This is a genomic window from Streptomyces bungoensis (assembly GCF_001514215.1).
Lineage (GTDB): Bacteria > Actinomycetota > Actinomycetes > Streptomycetales > Streptomycetaceae > Streptomyces > Streptomyces bungoensis.
In genome coordinates this window covers 91,957-106,944 of record NZ_KQ948872.1, presented here as the reverse complement: position 1 = coordinate 106,944, position 14,988 = coordinate 91,957, and the positions used below count along the sequence as shown (strand labels likewise).

Here is a 14,988-nt window from a genome sequence, read left to right as displayed (position 1 = left end):
CCCCCGGGCCCTCCCCCCGAGCCGGGCACCGGTCCGGAACCAGGCCCCAGGTCCGGGCCGGCTGCGCCGGAATCGGCCGCCGCCTCCGGCCCCGCGACCGCCGTCCTGCTGAACTCCACCACTCCCGAGGGCGCGACCTCCCCCGTGTCCAGGTTCAGCAGCCGTACGGCGGCGCGGCTGACCTGTTCCACCAGGGGGCCCGGGAGCCAGCCGCCGGCGACGAGGCGGGCGGCGCCCTCGGGGGCCAGGCGGCGCGCGAGGTCGGCGGGGGCCGGGCGGGCCGACGGGTCCTTGGCCAGGCAGACGGTGGCCACCTCGCGCAACTCGCCGGTCAGGGAGCCCAGTTCCGGCTCCTCGTGGACGACCTTGTAGAGCAGCGCGGCGGAGGAGTCGCCGGGGAACGGCGGTGCGCCGGTCGCCGCGTGGACCAGGACGGCGCCGAGGGAGAAGACGTCGGCCGCGCCGGTGACCCCCTGGCCGAGGATCTGCTCGGGGGACATGTAGCCGGGTGAGCCGACGGAGACGCCGGTCGAGGTGAGGGAGGCGGTGCCGTCCGTGGCCCGGGCGATGCCGAAGTCGATGAGGAGCGGGCCGTCCAGGGTGAGCAGGACGTTGGACGGCTTGACGTCCCGGTGGACGAGGCCCAGTTCGTGCACCGCCGCCAGCGCCTCGGCGAGGCCCGCGCCCAGGGCCCGCACGGTGTGCGCGGGCAGCGGGCCGGCGTCCGCGACGGCCGCGGCGAGCGAGGGGCCGGCCGCGTAGCCGGTGGCGACCCAGGGCACGGCGGCCTCCGGGTCGGCGTCCAGGACGGGCGCGGTCCAGGCGGCGCCGACCCTGCGGGCGGCCTCGACCTCGCGCCGGAAGCGGGCCCGGAACTCCTCGTCCAGCGCGAAGTGCGGGTGGACGATCTTCACGGCGACCGTACGGCCGCCCGCGCTGCGGCCCAGGTAGACCCGGCCCATGCCGCCGGAGCCGAGCCGGCCGAGCAGCCGGTAGGGCCCGACGGTGGCCGGTTCGCCGGCTCCGAGCGGCTGCATGGCGTCCACTTCTCCCCCCAACGCCTCTCCCCCGTAACGCCTCTCCCCGGCGGGCGCCGCTCCGTAACGCGAGGGCGCCCCACCGCCCGCAGCGTATTGGGTGGGACGGGTGCCCCGCGGGATCCCGGCGCGACTACGGCCGCAGCAGATCCACCGCCACGTCCGCCGGGAAGCCGGTCGTCGGGCCGACGCGGCGGGCGAACTCGGCGACCGCCTCCAGCTGGGGCGTGCCGAAGCTGAAGTCGAGGGTCGTGAAGTACCGCTCCAGGGTGGCCTCGTCGAAGGCCTCCCAGCGGGCGGCCTGCTCGGCGACCTTGCCGACCTCCTCCAGGGAGAGGTTGCGGGAGGCCAGGAAGGCCTCGTGGACCTTGCGGGTGATCTCCGGCTCGCGCTCCAGGTAGTCGCGGCGGGCCGCCCAGACCGCGAAGACGAACGGCAGGCCGGTCCACTCCTTCCAGAGCGAGCCGAGGTCGTGCACGTCCAGGCCGTAGCGCGGGCCGTCGACCAGGTTGGCGCGCAGCGCGGCGTCGCCGATGAGGACGGCGGCGTCGGCCTCCTGCATCATCAGGCTGAGGTCGGGCGGGCAGGTGTAGTACTCGGGCGCGACGCCGAACCGTTCCGCCAGCAGCAGCTGGGCCAGGCGGACCGAGGTGCGGGAGGTCGAGCCGAGGGCGACGCGGGCACCGTCCAGCCGGTCGAGCGGGACCTGCGAGACGATCACGCAGGACATCACCGGGCCGTCGCACCCGACGGCGATGTCCGGGAAGGCGACCAGGTCGTCGGCGTTGCGCAGGAACTCGACGAGGGTGACGGGGCCGATGTCGAGGTCGCCGCGCACGAGCTGCTCGCTGAGCTTCTCGGGGGTGTCCTTGGTGAGCTCGAAGTCGAGGAGCGTGCCGGTTCTCGCGAGCCCCCAGTAGAGGGGCAGGCAGTTCAGGAACTGGATGTGGCCGACGCGCGGCCGGGTGCGAGAATTGTCCACATCGCGAGACTAGACCCCGTGCGGTACGGTGCTGGGACCGGCCCCACCGTCAACGCGTCCATCCGGGGTTCAAACATTCGGGTGACGTGATCTTGACCTCTATTGCTTTCGGCTGCCCGCGTGCTAGGCTCGCCGCAAGTTGCAGTTTGGTTTCCCTTGCAGTACAGAGCCTGCGGAGCATGTGACCGCGGGCTCTCGTCGTTTTCAGAGGAATGCAGTTGTGCAGCAGTGGTTCGCACGTGCAGGTTCTGGAGCAGGGCAACCCTTTTGGGCCCAAGGAGGGCTTATGGCTACCGGAACCGTGAAGTGGTTCAACGCCGAAAAGGGCTTTGGCTTCATCGCCCAGGAGGGCGGCGGCCCCGACGTCTTCGTTCACTACTCCGCGATCAACGCCTCCGGCTTCCGCTCCCTCGAGGAGAACCAGCAGGTGAGCTTCGACGTGACCCAGGGCCCGAAGGGTCCGCAGGCGGAGAACGTCACTCCCGTCTGATCACTGCCTGATCGCAGAACCTGAGTGCAGTACCCAAGGAGCCCCGCGCCACCGGCGACGGGGCTCCTGCCTTTTCCGTGAGTTCATTCGCCGTTCATAAACACCGCCGCAACGGCATGATTTCAGCCGGACGGATCAAATGTCCGGCCGAAAAGCGGCCCCATGGCCACGGCCCGGAGCTGTCAGTCGTCCCCACTACGGTCACTCACCATGACCAATGCCCCTGACGCGACCGACTTCCTCGCCGCCACTCGCACCTTCTACGACACCGTGGCCGACGACTACGCGGACCACTTCCCCGACGACCTCTCCGGCAGGCCTCTGGAGCGGGCCCTGTTCGCGGCCTTCGCGGAGCTGGTGGGCGCCGGCGCGGCGGTGGCCGACCTCGGGTGCGGGCCCGGGCGGGTCACCGCGCACCTGGCCGGGCTGGGGCTGGACGCGTTCGGCGTGGACCTGTCCGAGTCGATGCTGGCGGTGGCCCGGCGGGAGCATCCGGAGCTGCGCTACGAGCAGGGCTCCATGCTGGACCTCGCCCTGCCGGACGGCGCGCTGGCCGGTGTCGTCTCCTGGTACTCGATCATCCACACCCCGGTGGAGCGGCTGCCCGGCCTGCTGGGCGAGTTCCACCGGGTCCTGGCGCCCGGCGGGCACCTGCTCCTCGCCTTCCAGGTGGGGGACGAGCCGCTGCGCCTGGAGCGGCCGTTCGGGCACCCGGTGACGCTGGACTTCCACCGGCGCCGCCCCGAGCACGTCGCCGGGCTGCTCGCGGACGCCGGGTTCCGCCTCGGTTCCCGCACCGTCCGCGAGACCGACGAGCGGCTCGGCGAATCGACCCCGCAGGCCCTCCTCATGGCCCGTAAGCAGGCCTGATACCGGTTGAAAGCGGGAGTACCGGGGGCGCGACCTGTCCCGGGAACCAGCGGGGACGGCACGGGGACCGCTCCCCCGGAGCATCTGTTGCGGCACCGGGGAGGGAGAGCCCCGGGGCCGGAACAGAAGCCGACTCGCCGACTCCGCCTGGGGGGAACTCAGCTATGCGCACCTTCGCACTGCGTACGAAGACGGTTCTGGTCGCGCTCACCGGCGCAGGTGTCCTGACGCTCGGGATCGCCGCGACCGCTCCGTCCACCGGTGTGGAGCAGTACCTGGCGCACATCGCCTCCGGTCTGTCGCCCCAGGCGCAGCCCGGCCCGGTCCTGGCCGACGACCACGGCCCCCGCCTCGTCCAGCCCTGACCGGACGCCCCACCGCACCACCCGAACGGCACCGACGGGCCCCCACCCCGCCGGTGCCGTTCCCTCTTGGGCGGTGACCGCGGGCGCCGCCGGAGGGCCGTCGGGGAGCCGCAAGCCCGGAGAACAGGCAGGCCGGGCCTGCGCCACACCGCCGGCGCGGGTGCGCGGGGCCACCCGGCCGCGAGGCCGAAAGCCGCACAGCGCACAGCGCACAGCGCACAGCGCACAGCGCTCAGCGCCAGGCGTCAGGAGCCAGGCGCCAGGAGCGGGAAGCCGACCACCGGGGGGGACGGGGCCGCGAGTTCCGCTCGGCCGCACGCCCGCGGCAGTCGCCACACCGCCCCAGACCGCCAGACCTCCGGGCCACCGCGCCACCGAGCCACCGAGCCACCGGGCCACCGGGCCACCGGGCCACCGAGCAGACAGGACGGCACGGCAGCAAGCCCCGCCCCCAGCCGCCCCTACAACCGCCGCCCCGCCTCCGTGACCCCCATCGCGTCGTACAGCTCCTCCGCCGCGCGGTGGTGTGCGTCGGCCGTGGGGGTGTCGCCCAGAGCGCGGGACGCCTCGGCCATGCCGTGGAGGGCGCGGGCCGTCTCGAAGCGGTAGCCGAGGCGGGAGGCCAGCTGGTGGGCCTGGCGGTGCAGGTCCAGGGCGCGCCCGGGGGCGCCGCCGTGCAGGTGGACCAGGCCGACCGCGTTGACCACGGCCGCCTGGCGCAGGGCCGTGCCCTCCGCAAGGACCAGGTCCAGGGCGCGTTCGGCGTGGGCGGCGGCCGAGCGGACCTCGCCGAGGCGCTGGCAGACCCGCGCCCAGTGGGCGAGGACGAAGGCCACGTTCCCGGGCTTGCGGGACTCGTCGCACAGTTCCAGGGCCTGGGCGAGGCAGGCCCGCGCCCGTTCGTCCTCGCCGGTGCCCAGGTGGGCCAGCGCCAGCCAGGACAGCGAGGAGATCTGGTTGCTGCGCTCACCGAGGCGCCGGTTCAGCTCGGTGGCCCGGGCCGCGTGCCGGGCGGCCTCGGCGTAGTGGCCCGCCCAGGTCTGCACGGTGCTGAGGTTGGCCAGCGCCACCGCCTCCGCCCGGTGGTTGCCCAGCTCCCGGTGCAGCGCGATGCCCTGGTCCAGGTAGGCGCGGGCCTCGTCGAACTCGCCGAGGGCCCCGTGCAGCAGGCCGAGCACGTCGATGCACAGCGCCTCGCCCCGGCGGTCTCGGGAGGCGGCCAGCTCCAGCGCCTCCTGGGCGGTGGTGATGCCGTCCTGGAAGTCGCCGAGCCACCAGTGGCCGACGGCCAGGTTGCCCAGGCTGACGCCGAGCAGCGTCGGGTCGTCGAGCTGCCGGCAGGCGTCGACGCCGATCCGCCCGACCGCCCGGAACTCCTCGTAATGGCCGCGCAGGTCCAGGTGGAACAGCATGTCGCGGGCGAGCAGCGCGGCGCGCCGGTGCATGCCCCGGGCGCCCGCCTTGGCGACGACCGCGAGCAGCGCCTCGTGCTCCCGGTCGAACCAGCGCAGCGCCTGCTCGTCGCCCTCCATCCGGGGCAGTTCGGGTACGCCGTCCTCGCCGGAGTCGTCGAAGCGTTCGCGGCCGGGGAAGAGCACCTCGCAGGCCTGGTTCGCGGCCTGCGCGTAGTAGCCGACCAGCCGTTCGACGGCGCCCGTCTCGTCGTCCTCGGCCTCCCGCACGCTCATCGCGTAGGTGCGCACCAGGTCGTGGAAGCCGTACAGCCCCGCCTCGTGCTGTTCCAGCAGGTGCGCGTCGAGCAGGTCCTCCAGGACGTCCTCGGCGTCGTGGACGTCCGTGTCGAGCAGCGCGGCGGCGGAGTGGACGTCGATGGCGCTGCCGGGGTGCAGCCCGAGCAGCCGGAAGGCGCCGCGCTGGTCCGCCTCCATCGCCTGGTACGACAGTCTCAGCGTGGCCTCGACGCTGCGTTCCCCGGCGCTCAGCTCACGCAGCCGCCGGGTCTCGTCGGCGAGCCGGTCGACCAGGTACTGCACGGTCCACCGGGGCCGGTTGCGCAGCCGGGCGGTGGTGATGCGCAGGGCGAGCGGCAGCCCGCAGCACAGCCGGGCCAGCTCGGTGACGGCCCCGGGCTCGGCGGCGGTGCGGCCGTCGCCGAGCATGCGGGTGAGCAGCGTGGCGCTGTCGCCGGCGGACAGCAGGCCGAGGGAGAGCCACTCGGCGCCGTCGAGGTCCAGCATGCGGACCCGGCCGGTGAGGATGACCAGGCAGTTCTCGGACGTGGGCAGCAGCGGGCGCACCTGGGCGGCGTCGGCGGCGTTGTCGAGGAGCAGCAGCAGCTTGCGCTGGGCGGAAACGGTTCGCCACAGTGTGTGGCGCCGTTCCACGTCCTCGGGGATGCGCTCGTCCGGGACGCCCACGAGGCGCAGCAGGGAGTGCAGCACGGCGCCCGGTTCCTGCGCCTTCTCGCCGGGGCTGAAGCCGCGCAGGTCCACGAAGAGCTGCCCGTCGGGGTAGTCGGCGGCCAGCAGGTGCGCCGCGTGCACGGCGAGGGCGGTCTTGCCGCTGCCGCCCATGCCGTCCACGCCGACGATCCGGGTGGACTGCCCGCCCGGGGCGCGGCCCGCCTCCAGGAGCCGGGCCAGCTCCCCGTCCCGGCCGGTGAAGTCCGGCAGGTCGTACGGCAGGGTGCAGGGCGCCGGCTCGGAGGCGTCGGGCTGGGCGAGCGGGGCCGGTACGAGCAGGGCGGCGCGCTCGGCGACCGACTGCGGCACCCGGGGTGCCACCTCGGGGCTGTCGCGCAGTATCGCCTCGTACAGCCGGGTCAGCTCGGCGCCGGGGTCGATGCCCAGCTCCTCCACGAGCAGCTCGCGCATCCGGCCGAACTCCTCCAGCGCCTCCGCCTGCCGGCCCGCCCGGTACAGGGCGAGCATCAGCCGGCCGCGCAGGGTCTCCCGCAGCGGGTGGGCGGTGACCAGCTCGCGCAGCGGGCCGACCAGGTCGCCGGACTGGCCGAGTTCCAGCTGGAGTTCGAAGTACTGCTCGGCGACCGCCATGTGCCGTTCCTCGAGGGCCGCCGAGGCCGCGGAGATCACGTCGCCGCCCGCGCCGGCCATCACCGGGCCGCGCCACAGGTCCAGGCAGGTCCGCAGGTGGTGGACGGCCTCCTGGGGCCGTCCGGCGGCCACCGCCTGCCGGGCCTCCCGCGCGTGGCGGTGGAACTCGTGCAGGTCCAGCTGGTCCTCGCCGAGCACCGCCCGGTACCCGGCGCCGTCGGTGACGATCACCTGGGCGCCGCCCGGGATGCGGGTGCGCAGCGCCGCGACGGCCTTGCGGACCTGGTGCCCGGCGGTCTGCGGCGGTTCCTCGTCCCAGGCGGCGGCCACGAGCCGGGGCATCGGCACCATGCGCCCGGGCTCCAGTAACAGCGTGACGAGGACGCGCTCCTGGGTGGGACTGCCGAGTCTCAGCCGGTGCTCGCCGTGCCAGCCTTCCAACGAGCCGAGGATGTTGAACCGCACACCAGGCAGACCGGATGCCGCCGACTCCACGAACCCGTACCCCCCGCCCCGTCGCGATCCCCAGCCCGAGATGCTCGGGACAATCCTAGGTTGTATCCCGAACCATTCCCGCGAAAGAGCGCGTTCGCATCAGCGTGCGGTGCCTGTCGGCCCACCCGCACAGCTAACCATCTTCAGGCGAGCTGGAGGAGGGAAGAACGCGCATCACCGGCCAGCGCCGGGTCGTGGCAGAGGATCGCGCTCTCCACCTGGCGCAGTGCGGGCGAGGGCTGGATGCCGAGTTCGTCGTCCAGGTGGCGGCGCATCCGCTGGAAGACGTCCAGCGCGTCGGCCTGTCTGCCCGAGCAGTACAGGGCGATCATCAGCTGCTCGCAGAACCGCTCACGCAGCGGGTAGTAGGTGTGCGCCTCGGTCAGTTCGGCGAGGATCGCCGCGTGCCGGCCGAGCCGCAGCTCGGCGTCGAACCGCAGTTCCATCGCCCGCATCCGGTACTCCTCGTAGCGGGCGCCGGCCAGCTGGCACACGGTCCCGGCGGCGAACCCGCCGAAGACGGGCCCGCGCCACAGCGCCAGCGCCTCCCCGAGCAGCCGGGCGGTGTGCGCCGCGTCGTGCGGCCCGGCGGACTCCGCCTGCCGTACGGCCCGCACGAACTCGGCGGCGTCCAGTTCGCCCTCGCCGACCACGAGCCGGTAGCCGGAGGGGTGGATGGTCACCCGGGACGCGGGCCGGCCCGGCTCCAGCACGCGCAGCCTGCGGCGCAGCCGGCTGACGTGCGCCTGCAGGGCGTTGGCCTGGTTGTCGGGCCCGGCGTCGCCCCACATCTCCTCGACGAGGGTCTCCCCGGACACCGGCCGGCTCTCGCTGACCAGCAGGGTCTGCACCAGCGTGCGCTGCAGGTCACCGGAGATCTCCGCAGGACCGGACACGGTGCGGATCTGCAGTGCACCGAGGATCGAGAACTTCAGCATCCTGACTCCGCCTCCCGTTGACGTGGCGTCGTCGTCCTTCTCCCGGCGACGTATCAACAGTGCGGGCGGCCCCTACCGGATCGTTCCCGATCCGTTCCCGATCAAGGATCCCCGGTCAGCCGTCCTCGCCGAGGACCAGGGCCCGCAGGTCGGCCACCTGCCGCTCCGCCGTCTCCGGCGAGTCGACCTCGATCACGACGTGGCCCGGCCGCGGCGGCTCGGGCGCCACCACGTGCAGGACCCCCGGCAGCCCGCCCACCTCGGCGCTCCCCGGCTTCCACGGCGCCTCCAGCACGACGGCGGCCGCGAAGCGGTGCGGGCGCGCCGGCTCCACCAGCCGCCCGGCCAGCACGGCGACGGCCCCGGCGGCCAGGTCGCACCCGCCGGCCGCCCGCACCAGCTCCGGCACCGGGTCGTCGCCGAGCCCCGCCCGGCAGCCGGTGATGACCGGGCCGCGCGCGGTCAGGGCGACGCTCGTGTGCGCCGGGCCGTACTGGTACCCGGTCAGGTCCAGCAGCGCCGTCACCACCGCCCGCACCTCGGCGGCGGCGTCGTCCGTGAGCGGCGCCGGGTGCAGCAGGCCGTACGGCGTCCGGGCGGTGATCCCGACGGCCTGGTGCATCCCGTGCACGCTCAGCGTCTCCACGGTCAGCCGTGGATCACCGGGCGCGGCCTCGATGCCGCAGGGCGCCAGCCGGTTGTCCCGCACCAGGCGCTGTACGGCGGCCGGGTCCGCGAGCGTCCAGAGGGCGCGGGCCGGGTTGACGTACAGCCCGGCCGCGGCGGCCTCCGCGAGGGGTATGCGCAGCGCCGACTCGTCCATCGCGTCGACCTGGGCCGAGCGCACTTGGACACCCGAGTGAGCGGCCTCCTCCAGGAGGCGCTGGTCCGGGTTCAGCAGGAAGATCCGGCGGACGTCGATGTCTTCTTTCATGCCTCTGCTCGGGGGACGGAGTCGGCGAGGGTGTTAAGGCAGGCTACGAAGGGACGTTACCGATTGGTTCCCGGCCGGTTCCCGGCGGCCACCGGGAGGAACGCGGCCCAGGCGGCGGGGGTGAGGGTGAGGTGGGGGGCGGCGGGGGGTTGCTTGGAGTCTCGGACGTGGATGGCGGTGGGGTGGGCGGCGACTTCGAGGCACTGGCCGCCTTCACCGTCGCTGTATGTCGACTTGCGCCAGTGGTAGGCGAGTTCGAGGCATTCGCCCCCTTCCCCGCTGCTATGGCTTGACTTGAACCAGACGAGGTTCTCGATGCTCATAGCTCCTCCAGCTTCTGGGCGATCAGAGAGCGGGACTCCAAGGGACTGAGTGCCATTGCGCGCATGATTCCATAGCGATCGGCGATCTTGCGGACCTCCTCCCCGTCATGAATGAGCTGCGGGAAGCCCTGCGCCTCCAGGTACGCGACTTGCGCGTACCCCTTAGGCACAAGGAGATTGAACGCACTGTCCAAGTTGGGGTGTTCGGTGCACCGGATGGGCATCACCTGAATCTCGACGTTCCGCAGACCGCCCACCCGGAGCAGGTTGCGCAGCTGGTCCCTGAAGACTGCCGGGCCACCGATGGGCCGGTCCAGTAGGACCTCTTCGAGGACGTAGCTCACGACCGGTGGCGGCCACCGGTCGAAGACCTGCTGTCGGGAGAGCCGGTCGACCACCCGCTTTTCGATGGTCTCCTCGCTCAGGAACGGTCGCCGTTGCCCGAAGACGGACCTGGCATAGTCCTCGGTCTGCAGGAGGCCGGGAATGGCCTGGTTGGCGTAGACGTGCAGCTCGACCGCCTCCGCCTCCATCCCCGCATAGCTCCGGTACCACTCGGGATGACGCGTCCGCGCCTTGGTCATCGCCTCCTCGACCTGGGGAATCACCTCGCGGAACAGGCCGTCCGCCTTGAGGAGTTCATCCGCCCGGTCCAGAAACTCCGGCCGCGGCGTCCGCACCCCCCGCTCCATCGCCGAGATCTGGTCGGGCCCGTACCCCACCAGCCGCCCGAACTCCTTCTGGCTCAGCCCCGCCCTCTCCCGCAACAACTTCAACTGCTTGCCGAGGACGACGAACACCGCCGTGGCACCGTTGGCCTCGGCCGGGGTCTCCGGCCTGCGCTCCTGCTCCTCCGTCACGCCACCCTCCAGGTCACTGCCGACACCTCGTACAGCGGCCGTACGACTGCCGTACGACTCCGCGTAGTCGCGGGATCACCCCTGGTCAGCGTAGTGAGAAGCGACCACGCTCGGTGACGTGAACGTAGAAATCTCCACCCCCGCCACGGAACTCGTCCAGCGTCTGAGCGCCACACCCCGGGGTGCCCGGCTGGCCCGCAGGCTGACCGCCGACCAGCTCGCCACCTGGGGTTACCCGCACGGCGGCGACCCGAACGACACCGCACAGCACCTCGTGGCGGAACTGGCCGCGAACGCGGTCACCCACGGTCGCGTTCCCGGGCGGGACTTCGAGCTGCGGCTGCTGCTGACGCCGGCGGCGAACACCTTGCGTATCGAGGTGAGCGACCCGAGGGGCGACCGCCCCCTGCGGTTCGCGGCGGAGGACCCGGAGGCGGAGACCGGGCGGGGCCTGGTGCAGGTGCTGGCGTCGGTGTGGGGGGTGAGCCGACGGGAGGTCGGCAAGACGGTGTGGGCGGAACTGAAGCTCGGTGGGGGATGGAACGAAGACCCACTGGATCGCATCTAGCTGCTCGGCATGGGCATGCCCGCAGCAGCACGGTCGGGCCGACAGTCGAAAGTGGTTACAACATGTGTACGCCAGTTATGAGTTGCGCCATCACCGGCGGTTTACTCCCACGCGGCTTCCACGGATCCGACGCGCCTAGACGGCAGTACCGCGCGGCAGGCCTCGGCCTCCGCAAACGCCGAAGGTCCGGCGCCTGATGTCAACCACCGTTTCCGTACAGGAGTCGGGCACCACCCCGGCAGCCGCGGCCGTCACCGCCGAGTCGCCGCGCCTCGAGCGACGGTGGGACTGGCCGCTGCTGGTGGTCTGCGCCGTGTCCGCACTCGTGGTGGGCCTGCTGTCGCCCGCCGACACCTCGCAGGAGGCATGGGGTCTGGCCGCCGCGGTGGGGTACGGCTGTGCCGCACTGGTCGCGGCGAGATCGTCCGCGCCGTGGGCGCCGGCCCCGGCCGTGGTCGCGGTCGTCGGTGCGCTCGTCGTGCCCCTGCTGTACCTCACGGTGATCAGCAAGGAGCAGATGGAGGTCGGTGTCGTGGAACGCGCGGCCGACCTGCTGTTCGCCTCCGGGAATCCGTACCGCCCCACACCGCACGTGGTGCGGGACTTCAACCCCTACCTCCCCGGCATGGCGCTCTTCGGGATACCGCACATGCTGTTCGGCGACTCGCCGTTCAGCAGCGCCCGGTTGTGGTTCCTCGTCGGTTTCCTGGCAGCCATGGCGTGCGCGATACGGGTGCTGACCAGTGGCCGGGACGGGGAGGCCCGCCGGGCCGGCACCCCGCGCGGGGTCACCGGCAGGACGGGCGTGCTGTGGCTTTCCGCCTGTCCCGTCGTCGCGCTGCCGCTCACCATCGGTGGCGTGGACCCGCCGGTCATCGGGTTGATGTGCCTGGCCCTGGCCTTCACACAGCGGGGCGACGCCGGCCGGGCCGGGCTGGCCCTCGGCGCGGCGGCCGCGCTGAAGTGGACCGCCTGGCCGGCCATCCCGGTACTGGTCGCCGTGCTGGCGATACGCGGCGGGCGGCGTGCCGCGCTCAAGTGCGCAGCGGCATCCGTGGGAATCGCCCTGGTCACCGTCCTGCCCGTGGCCGTGGCACACAGCGGTGCCTTCTACCGCAACGTCGTCCTCTACCCGTCGGGGCTCGGTCCCACGGCATCGTCCGCGCAGAGCCCGCTACTGGGCCGCCTGATCACCGCACTGGTGCCGCACGGTGAGGCGGTCACGATGGCACTCATCGCGCTGAGCGCCGCGGGTGTGGGCCTCTCGCTCCTGATCCGTCCGCCGCGGAGCCCCGTGGCCGGTGCCGACCGGCTGGCGCTCGGTCTGACGCTGGCGATCGTGCTGTCCCCGGCGACCCGCATCGGCTACGCCATCTACCCGGTCGTCCTGCTGACGTGGCCCCGCTTCGCCGCCGCCCTGTCGGCGGGCATCGAGGCGTCCGCTTCGCGCCGGGCCGGCCGATCCGAGTAGCCGGGGCGGAGCGCGGCTACTCCACCAAGCCGTCGCAAGATCCACTAATTTGGTATGATCATGACAAATGCGAAGGGTGCTTTTCAGGCCTTCGCAATCGATCGATCGATGGTGGGACAGCATGGTTGGGGCCGCAGCGGGGCAACGCTGCGGCCCCACCCCCGCCATCGCTCTGCACATCAGGAGGAGACAGTGATGACGGAGCACACCCAGCCAGTAAGACAGGCGCGGAACACGATAGCGCGCGTCACCGCGCTCGCCGGCGTGGTGATCGCGGCCGTCGCCCTCGCCACCCCGTCCGCGCTGGCGAGCGGCACGAGCCCGAAGCTCAACGGTTGCTACTCCACCTGGGGGAGCACCGGATCGGTGGGTCACTGCGTCAAGGTGACGAAGAACGGCCAGTACAAGAACCGCGGCGAGTGCACGTTCGGTAAGGAGGACTCCCTCTGGACGGACTTCTGGATCGGGGACTCGAACCCGAAGTGGGGCGGAGTCGAGTGCACGTACAACATCAGCAAGTCCTACATCATGTACACGTCTTGAGATAGCTCGGCATGCAGAGGTGATGTGACCGGGTGCCGCCCTTGGGCGGCACCCGGTCACGCACGTGAAAGGAACAACGTGGAACCGATCGCATCGCTGTCGGGAATAGCTCAGGGCTACGGTCGGCACCAGGTGATCACCGGTCTCGACTGGGATCTCCCCGTGGGGGTCTATGGGCTTCTGGGCCCCAACGGTGCGGGAAAGTCGACACTTCTCCGCACTCTCGCCACGGTCACGCCTCCCCAGGAGGGGACCCTGGAGATCTGCGGCAGAAAAGTGCACTCCGAGCGGTCGGCCAGGGCGGCCCGCACCACGATCGGGTACCTGCCCCAGGAATTCGGATATTACCCGTCCTTTTCGGTCTACGACTTCGTCCGATACAGCGCGTGGCTGCGCGGGGTCCCCCATGGTCAGGCCCACGACGCGACTCGGAAAGCGATCGCATCCGTCCTTCTCGACGAACGAGCACAGGCCACGATGAAGTCCCTCTCCGGTGGCATGTTGCGGCGCGCAGGCATAGCCGCGGCCATCGTCGGCTCGCCGCGACTGCTGCTCCTGGACGAACCGACCGTCGGACTGGACCCGAAACAGCGCCTGGAGTTCCGCGAGCTGATCAGGTCGCTGACGGATTCCGCGATCGTCCTGAGCACCCACCTCGTCGAGGACGTGGCGGCGGTCTGCGACCAGGTCGTCGTCATGCAGTCCGGGAGGTTCCTCTTCCGCGGCACCCCCGAGGCCCTCGCGGACAACGCCCGATCGGGAGTCGCCGGCGACAGCCCGCTGGAACGCGGATACATGGCGGCGCTGTCCGGGCAGGGGGCGCTTTCCTGATGCGCATCCTCTTGATGGAGCTGCGGCGCTCTCCCCTGCGCTGGTGGTTCCCCGTCCTCGTCGCCCTGGACGTGGCGGTGCTCTTCGGCCGCTCCCAGTGGTGGATCGGCGTCTGGCCGCAGGCGAGTGCGGCGGCCCAGATACCCGCCTTCTATCTCGGCCCGTTCCTGGCGGCCTACGCCGCCTGGGCCTCCGGCCGGATCCACCGGCTCGGCTTCGAGGACCAGCACACCGCGGGCACCAGGCCCAGATGGCAGGTCGAGGCAGCTCACCTCGCGGCAGTCGCCGTGTACGGCGGTGTCGCCTACGCCGTGGGTGCCGGGGTCGCCGCGGCGGTCAGTTACGACGACGCGGGACCCGGATTCCTGTGGCCCGGTTACCTGCTGCTGGGGGCGGCGCTCATCGTTCTGTGCATCGCCATCGGCCACATGGCCGGGCGGTGGTTCCCCTCCGCGTTCGCCGCCCCGGTCATCTGCGGACTGGCCTGCTTCGTGGTGGTGACGATGAACGGCGGCCCGATGGAGGCCGGCCTGTTCGTGCTCTCCGGCGGGCCCGCCGTGGAAGTGAGTCCGGAGCACCTGGCCGTTCGCTGGGGTCTGGCGCTCACCGCGGTGGCCGTCGCCGTTCTCACGCCGCGCACGCTGCCCGGATACAGCGGCGCACGAGGGAAGGTGATCGCCAGGCTGCCGGCCATCGGCAGCGCGGCACTGGCCGTCGCGTGCCTGGCCGGCGTGCTCACGGCAGGACCGGTGCAGACGGCGCGAGCGAGTCGGAGTGCCCCGATGTGCACGCGTGCCGAGCCGAAGATCTGTGTATGGCCCGAGGAGCGCAAGTACATGCCGCGGCTGGAAGCGATGGCGAAGCGCGTGTCCGAACTGCCTCCCGCCATCACCTCCCCCTCGGCGTTCTACGAGGAAGGGCTGAGGGGGGGCAAGGGGCAGGACACCGACTTCAAGATCTTCGAAGGGTCCATGTGGGAGGTGGCCGACAGCATGTCCATCGCGGTCTCCCGGGCGTCCACCCCGCGCTACTGCCCGGCGCAGAACAGCGACGCCGAAGACCGGCGCACCATGGCGTACTTCGAGCTCGACTCGTGGCTCGCGGCCCGGATCTCGGGCGCCGGGCAGCCGTCCGACATCCACGGGGGGCCGCCTGGTGTCGACCAGAAGGCGATCGCGAGGCTGATCCACCAGCCCGAGCCGGCACAGCAGTCCTGGGCGAAGAAGCGGCTCAAGGTGATCGAGGGTACGCGCTGTGCCTGATCTCC

Annotated in this window: 15 protein-coding genes; 8 read left to right on the top strand and 7 right to left on the bottom strand. The window is 72.0% G+C overall.

Features of this window, described 5'->3' with window-relative positions; translation table 11 throughout:
* Together AQJ66_RS31765 and AQJ66_RS31760 are read right to left on the bottom strand one after the other, a co-directional pair.
* Positions 1-1,037 (bottom strand): serine/threonine-protein kinase (locus tag AQJ66_RS31765; protein ID WP_159052674.1); only part of this gene is annotated, 1,037 nt, incomplete at its 3' end.
* A 133-nt stretch (positions 1,038-1,170) separates the two neighbouring features.
* Complete coding sequence (locus AQJ66_RS31760) at positions 1,171-2,019, bottom strand: menaquinone biosynthetic enzyme MqnA/MqnD family protein (RefSeq protein WP_061928835.1); 849 nt, start codon at positions 2,017-2,019, stop codon at positions 1,171-1,173.
* Between the two features lie 286 nt (positions 2,020-2,305).
* Here AQJ66_RS31760 and AQJ66_RS31755 point away from each other — a divergent pair, with 286 nt between their 5' ends.
* From AQJ66_RS31755 to AQJ66_RS38595, 3 genes are all read left to right on the top strand, one after another.
* Positions 2,306-2,509 (top strand): cold-shock protein, encoded by a 204-nt coding sequence (locus AQJ66_RS31755; protein ID WP_003992177.1) that lies wholly within the window; start codon positions 2,306-2,308, stop codon positions 2,507-2,509.
* Positions 2,510-2,719: 210 nt separating this feature from the next.
* Positions 2,720-3,379, top strand: a complete 660-nt coding sequence (locus AQJ66_RS31750; protein WP_061928833.1) for a class I SAM-dependent DNA methyltransferase — start codon at positions 2,720-2,722, stop codon at positions 3,377-3,379.
* A gap of 164 nt (positions 3,380-3,543) precedes the next feature.
* Complete coding sequence (locus AQJ66_RS38595; RefSeq protein WP_061928831.1) at positions 3,544-3,744, top strand: hypothetical protein; 201 nt, start codon at positions 3,544-3,546, stop codon at positions 3,742-3,744.
* Positions 3,745-4,205: 461 nt separating this feature from the next.
* On the opposite strand, the gene AQJ66_RS31740 is transcribed toward AQJ66_RS38595, so the two are convergent.
* The 5 genes from AQJ66_RS31740 to AQJ66_RS31720 form a co-directional block, all read right to left on the bottom strand.
* Positions 4,206-7,199, bottom strand: a complete 2,994-nt coding sequence (locus AQJ66_RS31740) for an AfsR/SARP family transcriptional regulator (RefSeq protein ID WP_244162993.1) — start codon at positions 7,197-7,199, stop codon at positions 4,206-4,208.
* Positions 7,200-7,396: 197 nt separating this feature from the next.
* The gene (locus tag AQJ66_RS31735; RefSeq protein ID WP_061928827.1) at positions 7,397-8,191 is read right to left on the bottom strand and encodes an AfsR/SARP family transcriptional regulator; all 795 of its coding nucleotides are present in this window, start codon (positions 8,189-8,191) and stop codon (positions 7,397-7,399) included.
* A gap of 115 nt (positions 8,192-8,306) precedes the next feature.
* On the bottom strand, positions 8,307-9,125 hold the full coding sequence (locus AQJ66_RS31730) for an ATP-grasp domain-containing protein (RefSeq protein WP_061928825.1): 819 nt from the start codon (positions 9,123-9,125) through the stop codon (positions 8,307-8,309).
* Positions 9,126-9,181: 56 nt separating this feature from the next.
* Positions 9,182-9,448, bottom strand: a complete 267-nt coding sequence (locus AQJ66_RS31725) for a DUF397 domain-containing protein (protein WP_061928823.1) — start codon at positions 9,446-9,448, stop codon at positions 9,182-9,184.
* Positions 9,445-10,308 (bottom strand): helix-turn-helix domain-containing protein, encoded by an 864-nt coding sequence (locus tag AQJ66_RS31720; protein ID WP_244162992.1) that lies wholly within the window; start codon positions 10,306-10,308, stop codon positions 9,445-9,447. Before AQJ66_RS31720 ends, AQJ66_RS31725 begins: the two co-directional genes overlap by 4 nt.
* A 118-nt stretch (positions 10,309-10,426) precedes the next feature.
* Here AQJ66_RS31720 and AQJ66_RS31715 point away from each other — a divergent pair, with 118 nt between their 5' ends.
* The 5 genes from AQJ66_RS31715 (at position 10,427) to AQJ66_RS31695 (ending at position 14,983) form a co-directional block, all read left to right on the top strand.
* Positions 10,427-10,876 (top strand): ATP-binding protein, encoded by a 450-nt coding sequence (locus AQJ66_RS31715; RefSeq protein WP_061928820.1) that lies wholly within the window; start codon positions 10,427-10,429, stop codon positions 10,874-10,876.
* A gap of 196 nt (positions 10,877-11,072) precedes the next feature.
* Complete coding sequence (locus AQJ66_RS31710) at positions 11,073-12,347, top strand: glycosyltransferase 87 family protein (RefSeq protein WP_244162991.1); 1,275 nt, start codon at positions 11,073-11,075, stop codon at positions 12,345-12,347.
* Between the two features lie 195 nt (positions 12,348-12,542).
* The gene (locus AQJ66_RS31705; RefSeq protein WP_061928819.1) at positions 12,543-12,890 is read left to right on the top strand and encodes a hypothetical protein; all 348 of its coding nucleotides are present in this window, start codon (positions 12,543-12,545) and stop codon (positions 12,888-12,890) included.
* A gap of 78 nt (positions 12,891-12,968) precedes the next feature.
* Positions 12,969-13,721 (top strand): ATP-binding cassette domain-containing protein, encoded by a 753-nt coding sequence (locus AQJ66_RS31700; RefSeq protein ID WP_244162990.1) that lies wholly within the window; start codon positions 12,969-12,971, stop codon positions 13,719-13,721.
* A complete protein-coding gene (locus tag AQJ66_RS31695) occupies positions 13,721-14,983 on the top strand; it encodes an ABC transporter permease (protein WP_159052673.1) in 1,263 nt (420 codons plus the stop codon). The genes AQJ66_RS31700 and AQJ66_RS31695 overlap by 1 nt, the downstream gene beginning before the upstream one ends.
* Positions 14,984-14,988: the final 5 nt, after the last annotated feature.